Annotated in this window: 22 protein-coding genes; 20 read left to right on the forward strand and 2 right to left on the reverse strand. The window is 51.1% G+C overall.

Translation table 11 applies throughout. The features are described 5' to 3' along the window. Positions 1–439 precede the first annotated feature (439 nt). The 5 genes from ACRJJO_RS09745 to ACRJJO_RS09765 all read left to right on the forward strand — a co-directional run bounded on the left by ACRJJO_RS09745 (position 440) and on the right by ACRJJO_RS09765 (position 5887). Positions 440–628: a hypothetical protein gene (locus ACRJJO_RS09745; RefSeq protein ID WP_431065587.1), complete on the forward strand. Its 189-nt coding sequence runs from the start codon at positions 440–442 to the stop codon at positions 626–628. Then, positions 625–1341, forward strand: coding sequence for a hypothetical protein (locus tag ACRJJO_RS09750; protein ID WP_431065588.1), 717 nt, complete (start codon positions 625–627; stop codon positions 1339–1341). Before ACRJJO_RS09745 ends, ACRJJO_RS09750 begins: the two co-directional genes overlap by 4 nt. A 66-nt stretch (positions 1342–1407) precedes the next feature. Then, positions 1408–2313 (forward strand): AAA family ATPase, encoded by a 906-nt coding sequence (locus ACRJJO_RS09755; protein WP_431065589.1) that lies wholly within the window; start codon positions 1408–1410, stop codon positions 2311–2313. A 653-nt stretch (positions 2314–2966) separates the two neighbouring features. Next, positions 2967–3941 (forward strand): DUF58 domain-containing protein, encoded by a 975-nt coding sequence (locus ACRJJO_RS09760; protein WP_431065590.1) that lies wholly within the window; start codon positions 2967–2969, stop codon positions 3939–3941. After that, positions 3938–5887 carry a transglutaminase TgpA family protein gene (locus ACRJJO_RS09765; RefSeq protein ID WP_431065591.1) on the forward strand — a complete coding sequence of 650 codons (1950 nt, stop codon included), beginning with the start codon at positions 3938–3940 and terminating at the stop codon, positions 5885–5887. Before ACRJJO_RS09760 ends, ACRJJO_RS09765 begins: the two co-directional genes overlap by 4 nt. A gap of 441 nt (positions 5888–6328) precedes the next feature. Here the strand turns inward: ACRJJO_RS09765 and ACRJJO_RS09770 are convergent, their stop codons facing one another. Both ACRJJO_RS09770 and ACRJJO_RS09775 read right to left on the reverse strand, forming a co-directional pair. Beyond that, a complete protein-coding gene (locus ACRJJO_RS09770) occupies positions 6329–8428 on the reverse strand; it encodes a glycosyl hydrolase family 57 (RefSeq protein ID WP_431065592.1) in 2100 nt (699 codons plus the stop codon). A 132-nt stretch (positions 8429–8560) separates the two neighbouring features. Next, entirely contained in the window at positions 8561–8959 is a 399-nt protein-coding gene (locus ACRJJO_RS09775; protein ID WP_431065593.1) for a hypothetical protein, read from the reverse strand. Positions 8960–9898: 939 nt separating this feature from the next. Between ACRJJO_RS09775 and ACRJJO_RS09780 the strand changes: the two genes are divergently transcribed. The 15 genes from ACRJJO_RS09780 to der all read left to right on the forward strand — a co-directional run bounded on the left by ACRJJO_RS09780 (position 9899) and on the right by der (position 26183). After that, positions 9899–10762 carry an aldo/keto reductase family protein gene (locus tag ACRJJO_RS09780; protein ID WP_431065594.1) on the forward strand — a complete coding sequence of 288 codons (864 nt, stop codon included), beginning with the start codon at positions 9899–9901 and terminating at the stop codon, positions 10760–10762. Between the two features lie 158 nt (positions 10763–10920). Then, a complete protein-coding gene (locus tag ACRJJO_RS09785) occupies positions 10921–11268 on the forward strand; it encodes a phenylpyruvate tautomerase MIF-related protein (RefSeq protein WP_431065595.1) in 348 nt (115 codons plus the stop codon). Positions 11269–12025: 757 nt separating this feature from the next. After that, a complete protein-coding gene (locus ACRJJO_RS09790) occupies positions 12026–12373 on the forward strand; it encodes a P-II family nitrogen regulator (protein WP_431065596.1) in 348 nt (115 codons plus the stop codon). 58 nt (positions 12374–12431) lie between these two features. Then, entirely contained in the window at positions 12432–14408 is a 1977-nt protein-coding gene (locus tag ACRJJO_RS09795; RefSeq protein WP_431065597.1) for a cation:proton antiporter, read from the forward strand. Positions 14409–14535: 127 nt separating this feature from the next. Then, entirely contained in the window at positions 14536–15651 is a 1116-nt protein-coding gene (gene tgt, locus ACRJJO_RS09800) for a tRNA guanosine(34) transglycosylase Tgt (protein WP_431065598.1), read from the forward strand. A 43-nt stretch (positions 15652–15694) separates the two neighbouring features. Further along, a complete protein-coding gene (gene yajC, locus ACRJJO_RS09805) occupies positions 15695–16042 on the forward strand; it encodes a preprotein translocase subunit YajC (protein WP_431065599.1) in 348 nt (115 codons plus the stop codon). A gap of 27 nt (positions 16043–16069) precedes the next feature. Further along, complete coding sequence (gene secD / locus ACRJJO_RS09810; protein WP_431065600.1) at positions 16070–17917, forward strand: protein translocase subunit SecD; 1848 nt, start codon at positions 16070–16072, stop codon at positions 17915–17917. A gap of 28 nt (positions 17918–17945) precedes the next feature. Further along, positions 17946–18872: a protein translocase subunit SecF gene (secF, locus tag ACRJJO_RS09815; protein ID WP_431065601.1), complete on the forward strand. Its 927-nt coding sequence runs from the start codon at positions 17946–17948 to the stop codon at positions 18870–18872. Between the two features lie 215 nt (positions 18873–19087). Beyond that, positions 19088–19519, forward strand: coding sequence for a nucleoside-diphosphate kinase (ndk, locus tag ACRJJO_RS09820; protein ID WP_404358135.1), 432 nt, complete (start codon positions 19088–19090; stop codon positions 19517–19519). Further along, a complete protein-coding gene (gene rlmN / locus ACRJJO_RS09825) occupies positions 19494–20606 on the forward strand; it encodes a 23S rRNA (adenine(2503)-C(2))-methyltransferase RlmN (protein WP_431065602.1) in 1113 nt (370 codons plus the stop codon). The genes ndk and rlmN overlap by 26 nt, the downstream gene beginning before the upstream one ends. 4 nt (positions 20607–20610) lie before the next feature. After that, entirely contained in the window at positions 20611–21375 is a 765-nt protein-coding gene (gene pilW / locus ACRJJO_RS09830; RefSeq protein ID WP_431065603.1) for a type IV pilus biogenesis/stability protein PilW, read from the forward strand. Next, positions 21365–22636, forward strand: a complete 1272-nt coding sequence (hisS, locus tag ACRJJO_RS09835; RefSeq protein ID WP_431065604.1) for a histidine--tRNA ligase — start codon at positions 21365–21367, stop codon at positions 22634–22636. The genes pilW and hisS overlap by 11 nt, the downstream gene beginning before the upstream one ends. A gap of 335 nt (positions 22637–22971) precedes the next feature. Next, positions 22972–23610 (forward strand): tetratricopeptide repeat protein, encoded by a 639-nt coding sequence (locus ACRJJO_RS09840; RefSeq protein ID WP_431065605.1) that lies wholly within the window; start codon positions 22972–22974, stop codon positions 23608–23610. Then, a complete protein-coding gene (gene bamB / locus ACRJJO_RS09845; protein ID WP_431065606.1) occupies positions 23611–24792 on the forward strand; it encodes an outer membrane protein assembly factor BamB in 1182 nt (393 codons plus the stop codon). It abuts the gene before it with no gap. Positions 24793–24794: 2 nt separating this feature from the next. Beyond that, a complete protein-coding gene (der, locus tag ACRJJO_RS09850; protein WP_431065607.1) occupies positions 24795–26183 on the forward strand; it encodes a ribosome biogenesis GTPase Der in 1389 nt (462 codons plus the stop codon). Positions 26184–26435 lie beyond the last annotated feature (252 nt).

Genomic DNA, 26435 nt, shown 5'->3' on the forward strand with positions numbered 1-26435 from the left:
CAGGAAGCTGGAGCTTCCGGGGTGTCTTTCCCAAGCTGGAGCTTGGGAAATAGCAGGATCCATTTTACCCAGCCGACCGCCAAAACCCGATCGCCGTCGATTTTCGTCCGAATACCACTTTGCCGGTAATCAATTGGTAGCGCAGGGCACCCGTAAACGCCAAAAAAACGTTACGGACGAGGATTGCCACAAACGGCAAAAAAAACATTATGCTGTTACCCAAGCTCCAGCTTGGGTAACCTGTTCAGGAAGCTCTAGCTTCCCGAGAATCAAAGAAAGATTGAACGAGCGAGTCGGGGTTGATTGAGAAAGTGCGGAGGATGTGTCGGTCACAGGAAGCTGGAGCTTCCGGGGTGTCTTTCCCAAGCTGGAGCTTGGGAAATAGCATAAACCCGTCCGGCGAGAGGCCGGATTGATAACACCCGCCCGGCGGGAGGCCATGGTTAAAACGTTTGCGGCGGGGCGAAAAACGATGGGTTTCGGCTTCCGCCTCTACCCATCCTACGCAAGAGCGGCGGTGCGGAAACCCATCATGCCCTCCCCCACAAACGATTGGAAAACATTGCGGTCGGGTTTGCAAAAACTGTCCGTCGGCTGGCGGCTATTATTTGAGGATTTGAGCGAATGAAACGATGTTCTGGTTTTTTGCAACGCGGCTTGACGCTGTTGGAGTTGAGCGTTGTCTTGCTGGTGTTGATTGCGCTGGCCGGGTTGACCGTGCCTTATATCGGCGGTACCGGGCAAATGGCGATGTGCCGGGCGACCGATGCGACGCTGCAGGCGGTCAAGGCGGCGATCATGGGCGGGCCCGCGGGGCCGGGTTTTTATGCCGATACGCTGGGTTATTATCCGAAGAATTCTAGAAATAATGACGATTTGACGGATATGAATTTGACTTATTTATTCATTAAGCCTAATGGAACTCCGGTCTTTGCAGACTATAAACCTACAACCGCAGTCGGTTGGCACGGGCCTTATTTGCAAACCGGAGGAGTCGCGCCTGCAAGTCTTCATGATAGTTTTACCCAAACCAGCGAAGGTAAAGTTCATCAGACTCTCGATGATAATAACAAACCACAGGTCTTAGACGCCTGGGGCAATCCGGTGGTTCTGCAAATTCCTATCGATACCACCGATTCAAACAAACCCAATTTCGATTACGCACGTCTGGTTTCGGCGGGTCCCGATGGGGTATTGGATACTGCTATCGCTTACGACGGTGACCCCGATGATCCCGGTGACTCCCGTAATCCTCCCAATGCCTCCGACCGCAACGACGACCGGGTGCTTTATCTACGCATGCCCGATCCCGGTCGTAATGAGCCTTGCGATAACTATTAACACTGTTGCGGGATCTGACGGCACTGACCTGCGCGACATTATTTTCGACCGAGAAGGATTGACAGTATGGAACATGACTTAGAAGCGTTAATTAACCAAGCGAATCAAATTATTCTGGGTAAGGATCGGCAAATTCGATTGGCGGTGTGTTGTTTGCTGGCCAAAGGGCATTTGTTGATCGAGGATTTACCCGGCGTGGGCAAGACGACTTTGTCGCATGCGCTGGCTAAATTATTCGGTATGGATTATCAGCGTTTGCAATTTACCAGCTATCTGTTGCCGGCGGATATTATCGGTTCGTCGGTGTTTATGGCGAATGAGCATGCGTTTAAGTTTCATCCCGGCCCGATTTTCAGGCAAATGATCTTGGCCGATGAAATCAATCGGGCTTCGCCGAAGGCGCAAAGCGCTTTGCTCGAGGCGATGGAGGAGCGGCAAATTACGGTAGACGGCGAAACGTATGCTTTGCCCGAGTTGTTTTTTGTGATCGCCACGCAAAACCCGAATCATCATGTGGGTACGTTTTCTTTGCCCGAGTCGCAATTAGACCGGTTTTTGATGCGGATCGAGCTGGGTTATCCGGATCATCGCGCCGAGTTGTCGTTGTTGTCCGGCGAGGCGCGCTATCGCTTGCTTGAGGATTTGCCGGTGATGATGCCGGCAGAGCGTTTGTTGCAGTTGCAGGATCAAGTGGCGCGCGTGTATGCCTCGCCGGCTTTGTTGAATTATGTGTTGGCGGTCGTGACGTTTACTCGGCAATCCGATCAGTATCATTGCGGTTTATCGCCTCGGGCCGGTTTGGCTTTGCTGAACGCGGCTAAGGCTTGGGCGTTGTTGGCCAATCGCGACGCGGTGTTGCCCGAAGATGTGCAAGCGGTATTGCCGGCGGTTGCGGGGCACCGGATTCGTTCCGGGGTGGGGAATTCGGAGGCTATCGTGGCGCCGATTTTACAAAACGTGCCGGCGGTTTGAGTGCGGTCTTTTCCTGCCGCCGACGCCTGTCGATCGAGCAACCGCAGCCTTATCGGAACCCACATTCATGCTGTTTCCCAAGCTCCAGCTCTTGCCGTTATACACAAGAATAAATATACCTATTGTGCATAAAGCCGCGAACGAGCGCTAGGTTGCCGTGTCGTCCGAAAAGGCTATTGGTGTATGAGCGTTAGCGGCTTCGATAGTCGCGACGAAGGCGTCGCTCCCACAGCAGGCGGTGGATGTTCTGTGGGAGCGATCCCCTGATCGCGATTTCGAGGTCGAGAGTGTTAGGTGACAATAAAGGGTATCGAGGCCGCATTGGCCAAGATGGCAAAAGGATAATTTATGACTTATGTATAACGATGAGCGCTGGAGCTTGGGAAACAGCTTAAATCCTTCCGTATGTTTTTTTGCCGTTTGTGGGTACCCATCCTACTGCCTGTATCTTCAAGTCCTTCATGATCTTCATGGTAAAAATAAATTACATTTTATGGAATCAACCCCCACCTTTTTCTTCATTTACTTCATGTCCTTTATGGTAAATAAATTTTTTATGATGTCTTCGCCAATACTTTCATAGTCTCCGGGGCGTAGGAACCATAGGAACGATAGGAGTCTGTTTTGAAACGAATTACGGTTAGAGGTGTGTGATGAACGCAAATCAAGCGTTATTGAAGCAAGGTTTCGGGTTCGGGCGTTTTTTCAGGCGGGGCGAGTCTGTCAGCGGTCCGTTGGAGTTGACGCGGCGGCGGGTTTTTATTTTGCCGACGCCGCGCGGGCTGAGCTTGGTTTATACCATTGTGTTATTGTTGTTGATTGCCTTGATTTATAACAATAATTTGGTGTACGGCTTGGCGTTTTTTCTGGCTAGCCTATTTTTTGTGTCGATTTTGCATACCTATCGGGCGCTGGCCGGGTTGGTGGTAAAAACCGGTTATGCGGCTCCGGTTTTTGCCGGCGAATCGGCGGGTTTGTCATTGACGGTGAGTAATCCGACGGACACTCGTCGCCATGCTTTGTCGGCGCATCTGGAAAGCGAGTCGGTCTTCGATTTGGAGGCTCGGCAAAGTAAAACGCTTACCTTGTATATGCGCACTCAACAACGCGGTTGGCATTCGATTGGCGCGATAACGCTGGCCAGTCATTATCCGTTGGGGCTTTTTCGGGCCTGGTCGCCGCTGCGCTTTAGCGATCGGATTTTGGTTTATCCGAAGCCGGCTCGGGATGTCGTGCCTTTTCCGGACGCGAGCGGGTATGACGCGGCCGGGCAGAGCGTTAGCGACCGCGGCGGGCAAGACGATTTTATCGGCACTCGCGAATATCAGGCGGGAGATTTGTTGCGCCAGATTCATTGGAAGGCTTATGCCAAGGGTCAAGGCTTGTTGTCTAAACAATATGCCGGCGAGTCGGTCGGCACCGAGTTGTGGCTGGATTATGGGCAGGCTTTCGGGGAGCGAACCGAAGATCGTTTGAGCCGTTTATGCCGCTGGGTTTTGGATGCCGATACGGCCGGTTTGCGTTATGGCTTGCGTTTGCCGGGTTGCCGCATTCCGCCGGATCACGGTGCTTCGCATCGAGCCCGCTGTTTGAAGGCCTTGGCTCTTTTTGAGGGCGAGCGATCATGAATGCCGGTATCTTACAAGGCTTGTTATTTGCGGTCGCTTTGATCGTGCTGCCGCACGTCGGTCATATTCCGCCGCTTTTATCCGTATTTTTTGGGGTGTTGTGGATTTGGCGTTTTTGCGGTATTCGTTATCCGAATTGTCTGCCTAGGGGCATGGCCGCTTCGGTGTTGATGCTGGTCGGTATCGGTTTGCTGGTCGCTCATCATCGAGGCGAATGGGGGATCGATAGCGGTACGGCCTTGTTTGTGACGGCCTTGGGCTTGAAGTTGTTGGAGTTGAATAAGCCGCGCGATGTTTATTTGATCGCTTATTTGGGCTTTATCGTCATTGCCGCTCAGTTTTTGTATTGGCAAAACATCGTTGCCGCCGTTTATGGTTTGTCGGTCAGTGTGTTGTTGTTGGCATGTTTGGTTGCCGTGAATCAGCATGGCCGTCTGTTTCGCGCCGATGTATTCCGCAGGATTTCGTATTTGTTTTTGCAGGCCCTGCCGATGACGGCAATTTTATTCATGGTGTTCCCTCGGGTGCAGGCGCCTGCCTGGGCATTTTTGAATGACGATAAGCATCGGGCGCAGTCGGGGCTCGGCGATATTTTGGAGCCGGGCGCTTTCGATCAATTGGCTTTGTCGCCCAAACTGGCGTTTCGGGTCAAGTTTGACGGGGCGATGCCGCCTAAGGATCAATTGTATTGGCGCGGCCCGGTGTTTAGTTTTACCGACGGCGTTCGGTGGCGCAAGTCTAATAATGCTCATGCCAAGTATTATCAAGAACCCTTGCAGGTATCCGGTCAATCGTATGCCTATCGCTTGTTGCTGGAGCCGCAAGCTCACTCATGGGTGTATGGGCTGGAGATGCCCGTCGAGTTCGATGATTCGTTGCGGCGCGATGCCAATTATCAGTTGCTTAGTCGGGTTCGGAGCGGGGAGGCCGCCGAATTTAAGCTGGTGTCTTATTCGCACTACAACACCGGCCGCATTACGCGCTCGGAGTATGCGGAGAACCGGCAGTTACCCGGCGAGCCTTCCGCTGAAGTCGAGTCTTTGGTCCGGCAGCTACACGGTTTTGACGAGGCGCCCGAGCGGTATTTGAATAATGTGTTGGCGTGGTTTCGGCGGCAGGGTTTTCAATACAGTCTGACGCCGCCTTTGATGCCGGATCGTCCGATTGAAACATTTTTGTTTGAGGCCAAAACGGGGTTTTGTAATCACTATGCGACGGCGTTTGTTTATTTATTGCGGGTCGCCGATATTCCGGCCCGTGTGGTTACGGGTTATCAGGGCGGCGAGTTCAATAAAATCGGCCGGTTTTTAGAAGTCCGGCAATCGGATGCGCATGCCTGGGCCGAGGTTTGGCTGGACGGCAAGGGTTGGGTTCGGGTCGATCCTACGAGTGCCGTTATGCCGGTTCAGACCGCGCAAGATTCGCTTAGGGATGAGCGTTCGGAGTTCGGAGAGGCGGGCGCGGCGCCCATTGACCGGGAAATTCGAGATTCCTGGTCCGATTTGAAGCCGGTCGAGCAGTTTTGGAATAGTTTGGAATATTACTGGCAGCGCTGGATCGTGAGTTATGGCAGCGGGACGCGTAGCGATCTGTTGAATCGTCTTCATCTGAAGCATTGGCAAGAAGTGTTGTTCGGTTTGCTGGCCGTATGGCTTGCGGTGATGTTGATTTTGGCGGGTATGTTGTTGAGGCCTTGGGGCAAGCGTGACGATCCGGTGGTGAAATTGTATCGGAATTTTTGCCGGAAAATGACCCGGTTGGGCGTGGAGAGAGCAAGCAGCGAAGGACCGATCGATTTTGCGCAAAAAGCAAAGGTGCATTGTCCGGAATTGGCGCGCGATATCGATGAGATTACCGAGATATTCGTTAGATTGAAATATCAGCGTGCGGATTCGGACGGCGATTTTAGGCGCTTGAGAAGGAAGGTTTCGGGGTTGCGATGTTGAATTCGGAAGGGCCGATGGGTTTCGGCTTCCGCCTCTACCCATCCTACGCAAGAGCGACCCTGTAGGATGGGTAGCAGCGAAGCGGAAACCCGTCATCCTAAATTCGGCAGTTCAACCATGAAGCACATGAAGTTCATGAAGTATTTCAATAGATTACCTAAACATTGCAGCTAACCTTTCGGGTGAGCGAAAGTTGTTCATAAACGAATGACAAGTTATTAAGTTAACTTCTTATTCTTCATGATCTTCATGGTGAAATGCTTTTTCTAGGATCATGGGGACTAGGGCGCCCGCAAATGGCAGGAAAAGATTGCGGACGGGTTGATAAAACCCGTCCGGCGGAAGATAACCGTCGGTGGGGAGAAACGATGGGTTTCGGCTTCCGCCTCTACCCATCCTACGCAAGAGCGACCCTGTAGGATGGGGGTATTGCTACCGACTTCATGCCAAATAAATCCTCTCCAATGCACTGCGCGAGACATTGCCGCGTGAGTCTTCGGCTTCGATGTAGTAGCGCACATTGCCTGCCCCGACCGGTAAGGACGCGGTGCAATAATCGGCCGATACCGAGGCGCCGGTGTGGCTTGGATATGGGCCGTGATTGTTGAGATCCAGGCGTTTCTCGCCGGAAGCTGTGCGCAGTACGAGTGTCGTGCGCTTCAGGCCGGATAGATCGTGGATGAAGGTATGCAGCGTGGCTTCTCTCGGCGCGGCTTTAAGGCAACCCTGTCCCCAGCAATCGCCGCCCGGGTTTTCCGGCGTTACCCAGGGGGCGAAAATGGTCGGGCCGGTGCGGTCGCCGACTTGTTTAACGGCGCTGCCGAGTAATTGCCAGCCTTTATTGGCGGCTTCGGTAACTTGTTTATCCCAGACGTCCTGACCGGTCCAATACCAGTAACAGCTGGTTTCGGCCGTGAGCATCAAGCGCGAGGCTTCTTGCAGCGCTGCATGTTCCGGCGCGCTGTCTTCGATCGTATGCACGAGGTTTTGTAGCGCCGTGAGCGCGGCCCACGAGTTGAGGTCGGGCGAATAGGATTGGTCGTAGCGGCTGAACCATTTCATGAATTGCGGGTCGCCGTTGTCGGCGCCGCTCCAGGAGCCGGGTTCGATATGCACGGCCTGAGCCGGGTCGGGCGGGAAACGCCGCAGATAATCCTCGCTGGTGGTCAGTTCGAAGCGCGGGTCTTCTTGCAGCCAGCGCACCAGTTCGCCGGTGTTGTGGTGATAATAGCTGTCCGCGCCGCCGCCGTGGTTGTCGCCGTCGGAATGCAGCAGAAAAAAAGGCGGATGTTTCGGATCGAAACTGCCGGTTTCGACGATTCTGTCGTAAACTTGACCGAGTACGTCGGGATATTGCAAGGCGCCGAAGCCGCCCCGGGCGTCTTCATTACCGATATAGCGCTCGGCCGGAATGCCGATGATTTTATGAATATTGCCGTCCGGGTCTTCGTAGGCGATATATTCGGGCCGCATCAGGCTCGGGGAAATCTTGGAGCCGGCCCAGATATTGTGCAGTTGAAGCCAATCGTCCACCGGCGGGTTGACTTGTTCAGCGGGGTTGGGCGGCAGCATGCCTTCGTTGATGCCGGCGTAGGGGTAATCGCGGCAGGCGCGGTAACGGTGAATGGAATCGTAGATGACCGCTTCGATGCCGGCTTCCTTCAGTGCCGGAATCATGCGCACATGGAAGGCGGTCTCCGGTGGGAACAAGACTTTGGAGGCTTCGACGCCGAAGTGGGCGCGTATGGCGTCTTGATGCCACTGAATGTGGCGCACGATGTTGCGCGCCGGAATCAGCGCCATCAGCGGATGAAAGTAGCCGAACGCGGAAAAAGCCATGCGGGGATTGCCGAGTGCGGTTTTGGCGCCGGCGATGCCGCGCAACTCGTTTTTCCAGTCCGAGAAACGACCGCCGCACAAGCCTAGTGCCTCGCAACGATCGAGTTGTTCGATCAGCGAACCGCTCCAACTGGTCGACAGTCCGGCATGCGGCAAGTTTCCTTCGTCATATTGGCGCACTGCGGCCGGCAGGAAACCGGTGTAATTGCCGACCCGAGAGCCGAAGATTTCGTCTTTTTCGCCATCCCAATAATCGGGGTCGGCCGCGCGGTAATAGGGTTGGTGCATGTGTTTGTGAATGCCGAAGTACACCTTGACGCCTTCGGCAATCTCTATTTTTCGTGCGGCGCGGGGAGGAGCTTCTAGCCGGAGGTTGCGATAGACTTTGATCCAGTCGTCTCCGCCGGCCCGGCTCAAGTCGGCCTGGCGGCAGCCTTCGATCTGTATATTGATGTGGTTTGCGGCAAATAAACCGGCCGGTATCTTTGCGGTATAAATGTAGCCGCCTTTGTCGTCGGCCCGGCTGCCGATCGCATCATCCTTTATGATTTTTTGCCGGCCTTCGCCATGCAATATCACTTGCGGAAACGGGATTATGCCGTCGGCGCGAAAGCTGACCTCGAATGATGGGTTTTTTCCCGAGGCATCGCAAGCAAGCGATTCGGGGCAATTGATATCCGATAGTTTGGAAAAAATACTCATCTTTATGTCCTATGATTTCAACGACTGAGAATGACAAAAGTGTAAGTCTTCCCTCTCAATCTGTCGACTTTCGGGTGCTTTAGGACTCGGTCATAAATAATTTCCGTAATTTTCGTGAACAGAATGCTTTGGCTAATCGTCGTCTTCTAGTAATTCGACACCGATTCTGCTTCGATGTACGCAGTCGGCGTAGACGTCATCGGAGTTCGACATGCCGCGTGCTTCTAAATAACATTGATGCGAAACCGTCAAATAGTCTTCCAAGTCCACTTTAGGGGTTTTGTGCCCGGCAAAACGCATGCAGTTGGTAAAGGCGCCGGCATCGTAGATCACTGGGATTTCGACCACGGTCATACTCCCCCCGGTCGGTACTTTTATGCGCTCCTTGTGCATCGAGATTTTGAAGCAGTTCGAGGCATCGGTGAAATAACCGCGATGATCTTCTCCGGGTTCGGTTTGGGTGAATGTACCCGAACAACTTTGCAAAATAAGTATCGATATCGACAAGGCGGTTTTTTTAAAACTGAGCATCATTATTAATTAGGGTAAAAGGGGCGACAGGCTATTATCGAGCCGAAATGTGACAATTAAATGAATCGGCAATTTAGGATTTCGTGAAAAATAACTTTCCTGGTGCTATGAGTTTTGTAGCGGGTTCGGTAACTCGCTCGACAGGACGCCGTGAACCCAGCACCTAAATCCAGCACCTAAATTCCATAGCCGATTGGCTTTGTTTAATATCATGACTAATTTAGGTGCTGGATGAATTCCATGAGTCTTTGGCAATGATTCAAAATCATGGCTTATTTAGGTGCTGGGTGAATACTTCCGTGTAGGCTTGACGGCGGCTTTCCCTGCCGCCGACACCTGTCAATCGAGCAACCGAACCTGCTTACCTTGCATTAAAAATAGGGAAGTTATTTATGACCGAATCCTTAGTTGGATCGAAACGATTTATGATTGACCATTCGAAGAGTTTTGTTGAGTTCTTGATTATCAAGGTAATCATTTATTTAATAAATGAGAGCTCATTTCCGCGATAGGTAATATAGTGAGTATTCAGTCCCACAGCCATTATCGTTCACATGCTCTGCGCTCGGCGTTATACATAAGTCATTTATTATCCTTTTGCAATTTTTTAGCCAATGAGTCCTCGATACCATTTATTGCTGCTTAGCACTCTCGGCTCCGAAATCGCGATCTGGGGATCGCTCCCACATAGCGTCCGCCACTCTCTCTGTGGGAGCGACGCCTTCGTCGCGACTATCGAAGCCGTTAACGCTCAAACTCCAATAGCCTTTTCGACAACACAGCAATTTAGAACTCGGTCGCTACTTTTTGCACAATAGGTATATTTATACTTGTGTATAACGACGAGTGCTCTGCGTGGGGACGATAGGTGGTGTGAATAATTACGTAATAAATGGTCTGTTGTTAAACGGTTTTTAAAATTTAACGGGGGAGGGGGGTATGAGTGAAGATGTTCGAATGGGTCCGGTACGTTTGATTCAAGGCATTGAAGTCCCGAGTTTCTTTTATGGGACGGCCTGGAAGGAAGAGCGGACCGAGACATTGGTTTTGGCAGCGATCGAAGCCGGCTTCCGGGCCGTCGATACCGCGAATCAGCGGCGGCATTATTACGAAGAGGGCGTCGGACATGCGCTAAGCAAGGTGCTGGGGGAGGGCCGACTTAAACGCGGCGAGCTCTTTCTGCAAAGCAAGTTTACCTATGCGGCGAGTCAAGATCATCGGCTTCCTTACGATCCCGATGCGGATTACGCCACGCAGGTTGATCAGTCGTTCAGCAGTTCGCTGCAGCACCTCGGTGCCGACTATCTGGATTCCTATATTTTGCATGGACCTTCGTTAGGCCAAGGTTTGGCCGAAGCGGATCGAGAAGTATGGCGAGCGATGGAACGACTCTGCAAAGCCGGTTCGGTTCGATTGATCGGCGTTTCGAATATCGGCGAGGATCAATTAAGGCTCTTGATCGAATTTGCCGAGATAAAGCCGACATTCGTGCAAAACCGATGTTTTGCGCGGACGCAATGGGATGCCGGCGTTCGCGGGTTGTGTGCTGAGCATGGCATCGTTTACCAGGGGTTTTCGTTGTTGACGGCTAACGCTTCCGAATTGAACCGCCCTGTCATGGATCAGGTTGTAAAGCGCCATGGCTGCACCAAGGCGCAGGCCGTGTTCCGTTTCGCGTTGCAGCTCGGTATGATTCCGTTGACCGGCACGAGCGATCCGGAGCATATGAAACAAGACTTATCGGTATATGACTTCGCGTTTAATGCAGATGAAATAGCTATGATTGAAAATGTTGCGGCTTGAATCGATGATTTTCTCGTTTCCTCGCTCCAGCGTGGGAACGCATACCGATCTTATCACGGTAATTAAGGTATGGATTCCCACGGAGGACCGTGGGAACCAGAAAAAATGCTGCTTAATGGATGGTTCGAGCCGATAGTTAATGTTAGGAGGAATTTGTTATGCCTTATTTAAAACTCAACACCAATACGCCTATTGACGATGAAAAATCATCGCCATTATTGGCTGAAATGTCACTGCTTATGGCCAAAGAGACCGGTAAGCCGGAGCGCTATGTCATGGTCGAGCTGGCTTCCGGCAAGCCGATGTTGTTCGGCGGCAGCGATAAGCCGTTGGCTTATCTCGAATGTAAGAGTATCGGCTTGAGCGGCGCTCAGGCGCGTTCGTTGTCGGCGTCATTGAGCCGCTTGTTGGAGAAGGAATTGTCGATACCGCCCGATCGCGTCTATATCGAATTCAGTAATTGCCCGGCCGAATTATGGGGATGGAACGGATCGACATTCGGATGAGCGAGTGGTAGGATCGCCCAGCGTTCAGCCTTCGAAAATTGTGATCACCTAACTTACATGAAGATGCTATTATCACCCCGGCAAATGGAAGCGCGTGGCGTTGGTGGAGGGCGAGGCCACTCGCCCGACAGGGCGCCGTGAACCCAGCACCTAAATTATCAGTGGTAGTTAACCATAGCCAACGAGCTAGGAATTTAGGTGCTGGGTGAATACGTCCCTGTAGGCTTGACGGCGGTTGTCCCTGCCGCCGACGCCTGTCGATCGAGCAACCGCACCCTCTTCGAAGCCGGCATTTTCGTTGCTGAGTTTTTGTATTTCGAAAATTAGATAAAGAGTCTAAATCTAGGGTGTCGAAATTTATCGATTGTCCTGTCGGATAGAATGACTGCTTTATGGATTCTGAGAAAATAACTAGGACTTTATAGGCTATGATCATCAGTAAATTCGTAACTCTTCAGTCCCCCCGGCTATTATCGTTCCCATGCTCTGCGTGGGAATGCTTGAGTACCGCTCCAGCGGTACGAGACGCTAGAGCGTCTCGGGCTGCATTCCCACGCCGGAGCGTGGGAACGATAGCGGGATGTGAATAATTACACAAATTCCAAGACAGCTTGAACCCCGTTGGGTGCGCATCGGACGCCTTTTCAAAAATATTTTGAGTTTAAAAAGCGGGGACACGGCAATTAGCTAAAAGCGGCTTTTTTCGACAGCCTAGTCTAAATCTACGAATTTTCACAGTAAGAAAAAAGGAGGTTTTATGTTATTTAAATTGATTATGGTCTTTGTCGATGAGGACAAGGTTGAAGACGTTATGGACGCGTCGAGAAACGCCGGTGCGACCGGCGCGACGATCATCAGTAAGGCTCGCGGGCAAGGTCTCGAAAAAGTCGTCGGTATTTTGGGTTTCGAAATTTTGAGCCCGCGCGCGGTCGTGCTGATACTGGCCGAGGGGAGGCGGGCCGAATGTATTTTGGAGGCGGTTACCGAAGCCGGCAATCTCGATGAAAGTCTCGGCACCGGCATCGCCATTCAGCTCGATGTCGACAAGGCCTTAGGCCTCAGCGAGCATGTCAAAGAACTGGAAAAAAAGAAGCCGTTCGTATGAGCGACTGCGGTTGCTTTGAGTTATTTAACATTTTATTCGAAAACAAGCGCACCAACCGATGATAGAACAAGTATTTGTGCAGATATTATTGATGCTCGGCACGTCCGTGGCCGCCGTCATCCTGTTTCAGAAACTGCACATTCCTTCAAGTCTCGGCTATCTGATGGTCGGCGTGCTGTTCGGCGCGCATACGCCGGGGCCGGTCATCGACGTTCAACAGATTCGGGAAGTCGCCGAATTCGGTATCGTGTTTTTGCTGTTCACGATCGGCCTGAGTTTTTCGTTGCCGCAGATCCATGCCTTGCGCGGTCAAGTGTTGAGTCTCGGCACCGGGCAAGTCGTTTTGACGACAGCGTTGATCGGCACGGGCTGTTGGCTGCTCGGTTTGCCGCCGGCGACTTCGTTCGTAATCGGCGCGGTGTTTGCGCAATCGTCGACGACGATCATCAGCAAACAACTCGCCGAGCAAGGCGAGGAAAATAGTCGGCACGGTCGATTGGGTGTCGCGATGTCGGTGTTTCAAGACGTGACCGCCGTGCCTTTGATTGTTGTCATTCCGGTGCTCGGCGTGCTCGATGGCGATGCCGGCGTGTTGTTCGAATCGCTTGGCTGGGCAATGGCCAAGGCTATTGTCGCGTTTTTGCTGGTTTTCATACTGGGCAGATGGTTGCTTCGCCCATTGTTTCATGGCGTCGCGGCCAGGCGCTCCACCGAGCTGTTCACGCTGACGGTGCTGTTCGTATCGCTGTTGGCTGCGTGGACGACCAGCCAGCTGGGTTTGTCGATGGCGTTCGGTGCGTTTCTGGTCGGCATGATGCTCGGTGAGACCGAGTTCCGCCATCAGGTTGAATCGACGATCAGGCCGTTTCGCGATGTCTTGATCGGTTTGTTCTTCGTAAGCATCGGCATGCTGTTCGATCCTGCCGCGATTCCTCAGAATTGGCAATGGGCGTCGTTAGGCGCCGTCGCGATGCTGGTGTCGAAAACGCTGTTGGTGACGTTGATCGTGCGTTGGTCGGGGCTCGACGGTCTGACCGCATGGCGTACCGGGTTCTTGCTCGCGGTCGGCGGAGAGTTCGGTTTTGCGTTGCTCGCGATCGCGCTCGATGTGAATGCCATTGCCAATGAATATTCACAGATCGTCTTTACTTCGGTGTTGTTTTCGATGATCGCGGCGCCTTTTTTGATTCGATACAACCATGTTCTGGCCGGCTTGTTGGTGCGAAGGTCGATAAGGCGTCAAAATGATCCCGAAACTTTTCCAGTCAGTTCAGAGGCGACGCAACATTTGCACGATCATGCGATCATTTGCGGCTACGGTCGTATCGGACAGAGTGTCGGTCATTTTCTCGAAGAAGAAAAAATACCTTATGTTGCGGTCGATCTCGATTCAACGCGTATCAAAGAGGCTCATGTCGCCGGTGAGCCGGTCTATTACGGCGACTCGTCGGAGCGGGACATTCTGGAGGCCTTGGGCGTCGATAGCGCCAAATTGCTCGTGATCAGTTACGACGATGTGTTGTTGGCGAAAAAGATTCTGCATCATGTTCGTACATTGCGTCCGGATTTGCCTGTCATGGTGCGAACGCGTGACGAGGTTCATGTTGATGAATTGCGGCAGGCCGGCGCGACCGAAGTTGTGCCGGAGGTGCTCGAAGCCGGGTTGATGATCGCGTCTCATGCCTTGTTATTGCTGAATGTACCGTTTAATCGTGTCGTGCGCCGCATGCAACAGCAGCGGGCCGGCCGATACCGGCTGCTGCGCGAATTGTATCCCGGCGAGGATGCGTCTTTGGATACTCCGGATACTCTGACAGCAGACGGTTTACGGTCTATTTTAATCGTAGCGGGGAGCAAGGGGGTCGGTAAAAAACTGTCCGAGTTCGTTTTCGACGACGTGACGATTTCGTCGCTGGTCCGGCAAGGCAACAGAGAGGAGAACCCGCTTGATGTGGTCATCGCCGAGGGCGATGTCGTCGTGTTGTTCGGAGCGCCCGGCAACTTGGATAGCGCCGAGCGGCTGTTGCTCGGTTGATGAAGTAAGCGGTGGTAGTCGAACGTTTTGCCGTGGCTAATATCTGACAGAAAATTGGACACTCCGATATAATAGCGCGCTTTTAGGCTGAATCTGCCGGAACTTCGCTCGGCTTCTCATTTTTGATATGCAATTCGATTTACTCAATACGGACGGCCTTGCGCGGCGCGGCCGCCTGACTTTCGCGCGCGGTGTTGTCGAAACGCCCGTTTTTATGCCGGTCGGCACCTACGGTTCGGTCAAGGCGATGACGCCGGAAGAATTGAACGACGTCGGTGCGCAAATCATTCTCGGCAATACCTTTCATTTGATGTTGAGGCCGGGTATTGAGGTCATGAACGCGCACGGTGATTTGCACGATTTTATGCATTGGGATAAGCCGATTTTGACCGATTCGGGCGGTTTTCAAGTTTTTAGTCTCGGTGCGTTGCGCAAGATCACCGAACAGGGCGTAACCTTCAAATCGCCGATCAACGGCAGTTCGATTTTTATGGGTCCGGAAGAATCGATGGCGGTGCAACGGCATTTAGGTTCCGATATCGTGATGATTTTCGACGAATGCACGCCTTATCCGGCATCGGTCGACCAGGCCGCCGATTCGATGCGCCTGTCCTTGCGCTGGGCCGAGCGCAGCAAGAAGGCCCATGGCGAGAATCCTTCGGCCTTGTTCGGTATCGTGCAGGGCGGCATGTATGAGCACTTAAGGCGAGAATCGTTGGCGGGCTTGGTCGATATCGGTTTCGACGGCTATGCGATCGGCGGTTTGTCGGTCGGCGAGCCGAAAGAAGAAATGCTGGCGATGCTCGATGTCGTGCAGCCGATGATGCCGTCCGATAAGCCGCGTTATTTGATGGGCGTCGGAACGCCCGAAGATTTGGTCGAGGCGGTAAGAAGAGGCGTCGATATGTTCGATTGCGTAATGCCGACCCGTAATGCCCGAAACGGCCATTTGTTTACGCGCAGCGGTGTCATTAAAATCCGCAACAGCCGTTATCAATTCGATACCGGGCCGCTCGATGAAAATTGCGGCTGTTACACCTGTCGGCATTATTCGCGTTCTTACCTGAGGCATTTGGATAAGTGCGGCGAAATGCTCGGTTCGCGGCTCAATACGATTCATAATCTTTATTATTATTTGCAATTGATGCAGGAACTTCGGCAGGCGATCGAAACTCGGAGCTTGGATGATTATGTCAAGCAGTTTTATCAACAACGAGGTAAAAACGTTCCCGATGTGGCATAATGGCGGCCTTTTTGTATAACAACTACTATAAAAGAGGATAACAATGAGTTTCTTAATTTCCGATGCCATGGCGCAAGCCGCGCCGGCGGCTCAGCAACCCGGTTTTGAAGGGTTGCTGTTTCCGCTAGGAATTCTGGTGTTTTTCTATTTTTTGTTCCTGCGACCGCAATCTAAGCGCAGCAAGGAGCACAAACAGATGATCGACTCGTTGACCAAAGGCGTCGAAGTCGTGACGACTGGCGGTGTTTTAGGTAAGGTCGCGGATTTAGACGATAACTTTGTCAAGCTTGAAATCAGCGAGAATGTCTTTATTCAGGTTCAACGCCATGCCATTGGCAGTTTAATGCCGAAAGGCACCTATAAAGCGATCGCCAAAAAACCGAAAGTTTGATAGCGGGTTAAAAGTCGGAATAATAAAATGCAAAATCGTTTCCCACTCTGGAAAAATCTATTAATCCTGATCGTCTTTTTGATTGGGCTTATTTATGCCTTACCCAATCTTTTCGGCGACGATCCGTCGGTTCAGGTGTCCTTCTCGAATGTCAGTACGGTCGAGACCGACCAGGTTCAGCAGATAGAAGAATTGGTCAAGCAAGCCGGAATGACCATTAAAGAAGTTGAAACCGGTAATGGAAGTATCTTGGTTCGTTTCAATGATACCAACGACCAATTGAAATCTGCGGATTTACTGAGGGATAAATTGGGGAACGATGCTACTGTCGCGCTTAACTTGGCGCCGGCAACACCCGGTTGGTTACGGACGCTTGGCGCAAGCCCTATGTATCTAGGTCTTGATTTGCGCGGCGGCGTTCATTTTATGCTTGAAGTCGATATGGATGCCGCGGTTAAGCAAGCCGAAGAACGTTATAATGATGACGTTCGTTCCGCCTTGCGCGATGCCAAAATCCGTTACCAGTCTGTGTCGCAAGAGACCGGCTATATCCGCGTTAAATTGAGAAGTGAAGAAGACACCAATTCCGCAGTCGCGGTGCTGGACAAGGATTTTTCGACACTGAATATCGAACGGCCGAATGTCGAGAACGAGCTTTGGCTCAGGATTACCGAGGCCGAGCAAAAAGAAGTCAAAAAATTCGCACTGGCGCAAAATATCACGACCTTGCGTAACCGGGTCAACGAGCTCGGGGTCGCCGAACCGGTCATCCAACAGCAAGGCGACAACCGTATCGTCGTGCAATTACCCGGCATTCAGGACACGACCCGTGCCAAGGATATTCTAGGTACGACGGCGACATTGGAATATCGCTTGGTCGACGTCGAACATGACGTTCAAAAAGCATTGAAAGGACGACCGCCGGTCGGCAGCCGTATCTATTACGAGAAAAACGGTAATCCGATTCTATTAGATAGACGCATCATCGTGACCGGCGATCAGATCGTCGACGCTTCGTCCGGTTTGGATCAAAACAGTTCGCCTTCGGTATTCGTGACCTTGAACGGTATCGGCGCGAAGAAAATGGGCAAGATGACCAGCGAGAATATCGGCCGGCCGATGGCGGTCGTGTTCGTCGAATATAAAGTCAAAACGCGTGAAGTTAACGGCGAAAAAGTTCGGACCAAGGAAAAGGTTGAAAAAGTGATCAGCGTCGCGACGATTCGCGATGCGTTTAGTAAGCGTTTCCAAACCACCGGTCTCGATAGTACGACCGAAGCCCGTAATTTGGCTTTATTGCTTAGAGCAGGCGCCTTGGCCGCGCCGGTCGATATTGTCGAAGAGCGCACTGTCGGTCCGAGCCTCGGTCAAGATAATATCGACCAAGGCATGAGATCGGTCATGGTCGGTTTTGTTCTGGTGTTGTTATTCATGGCGGCTTATTACCGCGTGTTCGGTCTGGTCGCGAATCTGGCGCTAGGTTTCAATCTGGTCGTTATCATTGCAATCTTGTCGATGTTGCAAGCCACGCTGACCATGCCGGGCATTGCCGGGATCGTGCTGACCATCGGTATGGCTGTCGATGCGAACGTGCTGATTTTCGAGCGCATTCGCGAAGAAATCAAAAACGGTAATACGCCGCAATCGAGTATCTTTGCCGGTTACGAAAAAGCCTTCGGGACGATTTTCGACGCCAATATCACGACGCTTTTGGTGGCCTTGGTCTTGTTCGGTTTCGGCACGGGGCCGGTTAAAGGTTTCGCGGTGACACTATCGATCGGTATTTTGTCGTCGATGTTCACGGCGATTTTAGGTACCCGGATGGTGATTAACTGGATTTACGGCAGTCGCCGTGTCGAGAAATTGTCGATTTAGGCGCGTTTCGGATTTAAGAAGACTGATTATGAATAATAAAACGATAGATTTTTTGGGAAAGCGTCAGTGGACCTATATTATTTCCGCGTTGCTGCTGCTGGTTTCGATCGGGTCGCTGGCGATTCAAGGTTTAAAGATGGGCATCGACTTTACCGGCGGTACACTAGTAGAGGTCGCTTATCAAGATGCGGCCGATTTGACGGTGATGCGCGCGGCGCTTGCCGATGAAGGGTTTGGAGACGCAATGGTGCAGCATTTCGGTAGCGCCAGGGATGTCTTGATTCGTTTGAAGCCCGATGAGACTGTGTCTAGTGCCGAGCTCAGCGCGCGGGTCGTTGCTGCGATCAATAAAAAAACGGCGGAACCGGCCGAATTGCGCCGTGTCGAATTCGTCGGACCGCAAGTCGGCGATGAATTGGCCGAAGACGGCGGTTTGGCGATGCTGTATTCGATGTTCGGGGTGTTGATTTATATCGCGTGGCGTTTCGAATATAAATTTGCGTTGGGCTCGGTTGCGGCCTTGATTCACGATGTCATTATAACGCTTGGCTTTTTTTCGCTGTTCGGGCTTGAATTCGACTTGACGGTATTGGCTGCCGTTTTAGCGGTCATCGGTTATTCGCTAAACGATACGATCGTCGTATTCGATCGAATTCGCGACAATTTTAGGATTTTAAGGCAAGTCGGTTCCGAGGAAGTGATGAATACTTCCTTGAATGAAACCTTGAGCCGAACTCTGATGACCTCGTTCACAACGATTTTAGTGTTGATCGCATTGGCTGTTCTAGGCGGCGAAATCATTCATAATTTTTCAGTGGCTTTGTTGGTCGGTATTTTGATAGGGACTTATTCTTCTATCTATGTTGCGAGTCCAATCGTGCTGGCGTTAGGGATTACGCAAAAAGATTTGATGGTGCCGGTCAAGGAAGGCACCGATGTTGATGATTTGCCTTAGCAGTTAGCAGTGAATAGTGAATAGGTCCTGGCATAGAAAAGGCTGTGTTTGCGTTTTTCTGGTTCCCACGGTCCTCCGTGGGAACCCATACCTTGTCAGCCGAGGCAAGATCGGTATGCATTCCCACGCTGGAGCGTGGGAACGATAGAATGATTACCAATCGGATGTAATTCGTTAGTTTAATTTTTTTTAATACAATTTGGAGTTATTTAAGAATGGCAATAGAACGTACTTTTTCAATCATTAAGCCTGATGCAGTCGCGAAAAACGTCATTGGCGAAATTTACAGCCGTTTCGAAAAAAACGGTTTGCAAATTATTGCCGCGAAAATGCTGCACATGACCCGTGATCAGGCCGAAGGTTTTTATGCCGTTCATAAAGAACGTCCTTTCTTCAAAGACTTGGTCGATTTTATGATTACGGGGCCTGTCATGATGCAGGTTTTGGAAGGCGAAGATGCGATTGCGAAAAACCGCGATTTAATGGGTGCGACCAATCCTAAAGAAGCAGCGCCCGGAACGATTCGTGCCGATTTCGCCGACAGCATTGACGCCAATGCCGTACATGGTTCCGATGCGCCTGAAACTGCTCAGCAAGAAATCGCTTTCTTTTTTACAGAAAATGAACTTTGCCCTCGCACCCGCTAAGCTGAATAGAATTAATTTGCTCGATTTCGATAGAAAGGGCCTAGAAGCCTTTTTTGTCGAAATCGGCGAAAAGCCTTTTCGCGCGACCCAGTTGCTCAAATGGGTTTACCAGGAAGGCGTCGAGGATTTTTCGCAAATGAGCAATCTGAGCAAGGGGTTGCGCACGCAATTGGCCGAACAATGCTCGCTCGATACGCCCGAAATCGTGCTCGAACAAATCGCATCGGACGGCACGCGTAAATGGGTCTTGGAGACTTCTTGCGGAAACCGTATCGAAACGGTTTTTATTCCCGAAGAGGGTCGAGGCACCTTGTGCGTGTCGTCGCAAATCGGTTGCGCATTGGCTTGTACCTTTTGTTCGACCGCCCAGCAAGGGTTTAATCGAAACCTGACGACGGCCGAGATCATCGGGCAGTTGTTCGCCGCGCAAAAGCGCTTGGGATCGTCACAAAAAGTTACTAACGTCGTGATGATGGGCATGGGTGAGCCCTTGCTTAATTTCGACAATGTCGTGGCTGCAATGAATCTGATGATGGACGATTTCGCCTATGGTTTGTCGAAGCGGCGCGTGACGATCAGTACATCCGGCATCGTACCGGCGATGTACCGTTTGACCGAAGTTTGCGATGTTAGTCTAGCGGTGTCATTACATGCCGTGACCGATGAACTTCGTAACGAATTAGTGCCGATCAATAAGAAATACCCTTTAAAGGAGTTGCTGGCGGCTTGCCGTGATAATGTTAAATTATCCCCGCGCCGGAGGATTACTTTCGAATATGTGATGCTCGAAGGCATTAATGATTCTGTTCAGGATGCCAAGGCAATGGTCAGGCTGTTGAAAACCGTGCCGTCGAAAATCAATTTAATTCCTTTCAATCCTTTCCCTAATTCGTCCTATCGTTGTTCGAGCAGCGATGCGATTGATCGTTTTCGTACTGTTTTGCATAATGCCGGTATGATCACGACGATCAGAAAGACGCGCGGCGATGATATCGATGCCGCCTGCGGGCAGTTGGTCGGAAAAGTTCAGGATAAAAGTCGCCGGCACTTAAAGTTACAGTTGGTGGGTTCTGAACGTGCCGCATAGGGTAATGCTATTTTGTCGTGTGGTTGCGGCAGCAAGTTTGTTGCTTGCACAGCCGGCATGTTCCTTGTTCGATTCACGAGTGGATAGCGTGGATGCCGCCGATACCCAATTGCAATTGGGAGTCCGCTATATGAGCATGGATAAGCTGGCCATTGCTAAGCAGCATTTGGAGCGATCTATCGATTTAAATTCAAAAAATGTCGAAGCATATAATGCCTTGGCATTTTTATATGAAAAGCTTAATGAAGAGGAGTCGGCCTGGGAGAGTTACGAGTATGCCTTGAAATTGAATGCCGAAGATTTGAGCGTATTGAATAATTTCGGGCGTTTTCTGTGCGAACGCGGCGAGTACGAGGAAGGCATGGCTTATTTGGATAAAGCGGTGCGTAGTCCTTTGAATAACCGCCAGTGGCTTGCGGCCACGAATGCAGGGCGTTGTGCATTGGCGCAAAAGAAGTCTACGAAAGGCGAAGCCTATCTGAGGCAGGCCTTACAGCGGCAACCCGATTATGCGCCGGCGCTTCAAGCGATGCAAAAGCTCAGCTATCAAAATGGCGACTATTGGGCGGCAAAGGGTTTTTATGAGCGCTATAGTAGTGTTTCCCGGCAAACTGCCGAAGCGCTGTGGTATGCCTACCAAACCGAACGGGCGCTCGGTAATAAAGAGGCCGCCGAGCGATACAAAAAACAATTGATGGAATCATTTCCGTTGGCGGAAGAAACCACACGGATTTATTCAACGCAAGAAAAATTAAAACATGGCAAATAATATTCAGGCAATCCGCGGAATGCATGACATTCTGCCGGATCAATCGCCGCTTTGGCAGCATGCCGAACGGATAATTTCGGAAGTATTAGGATCCTACGGGTACAGTGAAATAAGGCTGCCGATCGTCGAAAAAACCGAGTTATTCAAGCGCTCGATCGGCGAGGTGACCGATATCGTCGAAAAAGAAATGTATACCTTCGATGACCGTAACGGCGATTCGTTGACGCTACGCCCCGAAGGCACGGCAGGTTGTTTGAGAGCATCGCTCGAGCATGGCTTATTGCATAATCAAATGCATCGGTTATGGTATTACGGGCCGATGTTTCGGCATGAACGTCCGCAGAAAGGCCGTTACCGCCAGTTTTACCAATTGGGCGTCGAAGCTTACGGTATGTCGGGGCCCGATATCGATGCGGAATTGATTCTACTGAGCCATCGTTTTTGGCAGCGTTTAGGGATTGCCGATAAAGTCGAATTACAGCTCAATACGCTCGGTACAATCGAGGAAAGGTTGGTATACCGCGAGAAGTTGATCGATTATTTCAGCGAGCATCTTGAATTACTCGACGAAGATAGTCGCCGGCGTTTGCACACGAATCCGCTACGGATTCTTGACAGTAAGAATGAAGGGATGCGCGAGTTGATCGCTAATGCGCCCGAACTGACCGACTTTTTGGGCAGCGACAGTCAAGCGCATTTCAAGGCGTTAACCGAGACTTTGAAGGTATTGGGTATCGACTTTGTCCTGAATACTCGTTTGGTGCGAGGCCTCGATTATTACAGTAAGACTGTTTTCGAATGGGTGACGACCGAATTAGGCGCGCAAGGCACGATCTGTGCGGGCGGTCGTTATGACGGCTTAATCGAGCAACTGGGCGGAAAAGCCAATCAAGCGGTCGGTTTTGCGATGGGAATGGAGCGTATTTTGGCTTTGATGGAAACTTTGCCGAGTTTGCCGATCAAACCGGTAGTCGACGTTTATATGATTCGAGTCGGCGAACAAGCAGAGCGAATTAGCATGGAATGGGCCGAGACTATTCGCAATGAGTTGCCCGGATTAAAATTGCAAATTAATTGCGGCGGCGGTAGTTTTAAAAGTCAATTCAAGAAAGCCGATAAAAGCGGCGCCGAATATGCTTTGATCATGGGTGACGATGAAGCGATGCGTGGCGAAGTGGGTATTAAAGCGCTGCGTCAGAATCAGGATCAGCAAAATCTGATGCTACTGCAAGCTTTGGAATTTTTAAAAAGTCGTTTTTGAATCGCCGGTAAGGCAGGAATTGAAATCGGATAAGACAAAGTTTATGGATCGGGTCTGCTGTCTCATTCCCAAGCTCCAGCTTGGGAATGCCTATCTTCAAGCTCTGCTTGACGAGGCTTGCAAGATGCGGTGAGGCGCGAACCGTATTGATCGCGGCCGATGCAGCGCACGTTGTTTACCGCATCCTACGCGCTTTCACAGGCTCTCTGGTTTGGGAAACCCTGTAGTTAAGCTCTTGCTTACCGTTTTCGAGAAGCTGGAGCTTCTTGTACTGCATTCCCAAACAAGAGCTTGGGAACGTACTAAATTTTTAGCAAAAGCACGATAGAGTATTTATGGCAATATACGAAACAGAAGAAGAACAGGTCGAAGCCCTTAAGCGTTGGTGGAAAGAAAATGGACGATCTACGATTACCGGCGTAATTGTCGGTATTGTGATTATCGTCGGCTGGAATATCTGGCAGGATTACAAGCAAAACCAGGCTTTGCAAGCATCGGCTTTGTATGCGCAATTATTGAATGCGCAAAACGAAGGTAATTTGGAGTCTGCCGAAAAAATCGCCGAACGGATACAGGACCAATTCGGTGGTACTGCTTACAACGATTACGCCGGTCTATTCGATGCGAAAATCAAAGTGCAGCAGGGTGATTTAGCCGCTGCGCAACAAAGTCTCGAAGCCGTTGCAAAAAAGGGCAGCGACGAAATTGCTCAAGTTGCAAGGCTCGGCTTGATTCGTATTTTGCTGGCAAAGGGCGAGTATGAACAAGGTTTACAAATGATTGCCGAAGCCAAGTACAGTGACGGATTCTCCGGGGCTTATGAAGAGCTGAAGGGCGATTTGTATGTTGCGCTCGATCGCTTGGGAGAAGCGCGGACGGCTTATCAAGCCGCATTGCGCACCGGGCATAAATCACCGTTATTGCAATTTAAGTTGGATGATATTACCGAAGCTGAAATCATTGTTAATCAATAAATGAGACTATTACTTGCCGTTCTGTTGGTCTTGAGCATGGTGGGTTGTACCGCGCTGGAATCGTTAAGCGGGATTACCGATTATTTTTTAGGTGGTGAGGACAACACCGACCCGCCGAGCGAACTTACCCAGTATGAGCCTGAAATTGAAGTGGAGTATCTCTGGAAAGAGTCGGTCGGGTCGGGAGCCGGCGAGAAATTTTTAAAGTTGATTCCGGCAGTTCATGACGGAAAAATCATTGCCGCCGATACTAAAGGACTGGCTTTGGCGTTGGATTTGAAAACCGGAGAAGAGATTTGGGAAGCCGATACCGAGGCTAAGTTTGCCGGCGGCCCAGGCGTTTCCGATTCGACCGTCGTGCTCGGTACTAGCGACGGCAATGTTGTGGCGCTGAACATGAGCAATGGCTCAGAGCGCTGGACCGTTCCGGTGTCGAGCGAAGTGATTTCGGTTCCGGTTGTGTCGCAAGGTATTGTTATAGTTAGAACTACGGACGGTAGAGTGATGGCTTTGAACGAAGCCGATGGCACCACGCTTTGGGAATACGAGCTGAGCGTCCCGGCATTGAGTATACGCGGTATCGGCGCACCAATCGTGCTCAATGAAAATGTCATCTGCGGGTTTGCGAACGGAAAATTATTGTCGTTGAGGCTAACCGACGGTAAGCATATTTGGGAAACCAGTATTGCAATTCCGGGCGGACGAACCGAAATTGAAAGACTGGTAGATTTAGTTGTTGACCCGGTCGCAACCGATGGCGTGATTTTTATTGCCAGTTATCGCGGTGGAACGAGTGGGGTACTGGAGCAAAATGGCGATGTTATTTGGCGTAATGCCGATGTTTCGTCTTATACCGGCATGAGTCATGATTGGCGTTATCTTTATATAAGCGATGTCAGCAGCGATGTATGGCAACTCGACCAACGTAACGGTGCTTCATTATGGAAGCAAAGCGATCTTCATCAACGAAAGCTAACGGCGCCGGTAGCCTACGCTAATTATGTCGTGGTCGGCGATTTCGAAGGGTATCTGCATTGGTTGTCTAAAAGCGACGGCAGGCAGATGGGGCGCATTCGGATTACCGATGCGGCGATCGACGCGCAGCCGGTCGTCGTTGACGACGTGCTGTATGTCTATGCAAAAAACGGCGTTCTTGCCGCATTAAAGGCACGGTTATTATAAATATGTTACCTGTGATTGCCCTAGTAGGGCGCCCCAATGTCGGTAAATCGACATTATTCAATTATTTAACAAGAAGCCGCGAGGCTTTAGTCGCCGATTATCCGGGGTTGACTCGCGACCGGCAATACGGTCGAGTCAAACGCGGTCAGCGTGATTGTCTGGTCGTCGATACCGGCGGGCTTGCCGATGATGCGGACGGTATCGACAGCTTTGCCAAAAAGCAAGTGCAAGTCGCGCTCGATGAGGCCGATGTGGTTTTTTTTATCGTCGATGCGCGCGAAGGGCTCAATGCCTCCGATCAAAGCATTGCCGAAAATCTTAGAAAACTCGATAAGCCGGTTGTCTTAGTCGTCAATAAAATCGACGGTGTCGACGCGAATGCGGCTGTCGCGGACTTTTATGGGCTGGCGCTTGGCGAGCCTTATAAAATCGCAGCGACACATGGACGCGGCGTTTTCGAGTTATTGGCGCATGTCGATGAATTGTTGCCTATGGCAGAGGCGGACGAAGCCGAGATCGATGCCGGAATCGGCATTGCAATCGTCGGGCGGCCAAATGTCGGTAAGTCGACGCTGGTCAATAGGTTATTAGGAGAAGAACGGGTCGTCGTTTTCGATGAGCCGGGTACGACTCGCGATAGTATCTATATTCCGTTTGAACGTAACGGTCAAAAATTTACGCTGATCGATACGGCCGGGATGCGTCGGAGGTCTAAGATTGCACTAACCGTTGAAAAGTTCAGTGTCATTAAATCATTGCAAGCGATCGAAAAAGCCAATGTGGTCATTTATTTGATCGATGCCGCCGAAGGCGTGACCGATCAGGATGCGCATTTGTTGGGGCTAGTCTTGGAAGCAGGGCGGGCATTGATTATCGGCTTGAATAAATGGGACGGCTTGGGCGTCGATCAAAAGGATCTGATCAAACGCCAGATGGACATTAAACTCTCTTTCGTCGATTTTGCGCAAAAGCATCCGATTTCCGCTTTGCACGGAAGTGGCGTCGGTAAATTGTTCGATGTCGTGCATGAGTTATACGATGCGGCGATGATCGACATGTCGACGCCGGTGCTGACCAACTTTTTGAAGGATGCGGTGACTACACACCAACCACCGCTAGTTCATGGAAGACGCATTAAGCTGAAATATGCGCATCAAGGCGGCAGAAATCCACCGGTTGTAGTGATACACGGTACGCAGACCGATGCCTTACCAGGATCGTATAAACGGTTTTTGATGAATTATTTCCGTGACCGTTTGGGTCTTAAAGGGACGCCGATCCGTCTCGAATTCAAGTCTCCGGTCAATCCGTTCGCCGGAATCAAGAATAAGTTGACCGATCGTCAAGTCAAGAAGAAGCAAAGACTGGTCAAGCATGCGAAAAAAAAATAGCCCCGCGTCATGGCTTTGCCCAAAACCTATGTTCAAGGACGCCGTGTACCCAGACTTAAATTATCTAAGATAGTTAAACATAGCCAATGGATTATGGAATTTAGGTGATGGGTGAACAGGTCCCTGTAAGGGCTGTGCCTGCATCCCTGCTGACAACGCCTTTGTCGAATACTCTGACGCCTCCATGTGCTAATGCCCAAAAATATCAATCATTGCTGGTTTTTATCTCGCCAAAAATGTACAAAGTGGCAT

This window comes from Methylotuvimicrobium sp., from assembly GCF_050611805.1.
GTDB lineage: Bacteria > Pseudomonadota > Gammaproteobacteria > Methylococcales > Methylomonadaceae > Methylotuvimicrobium.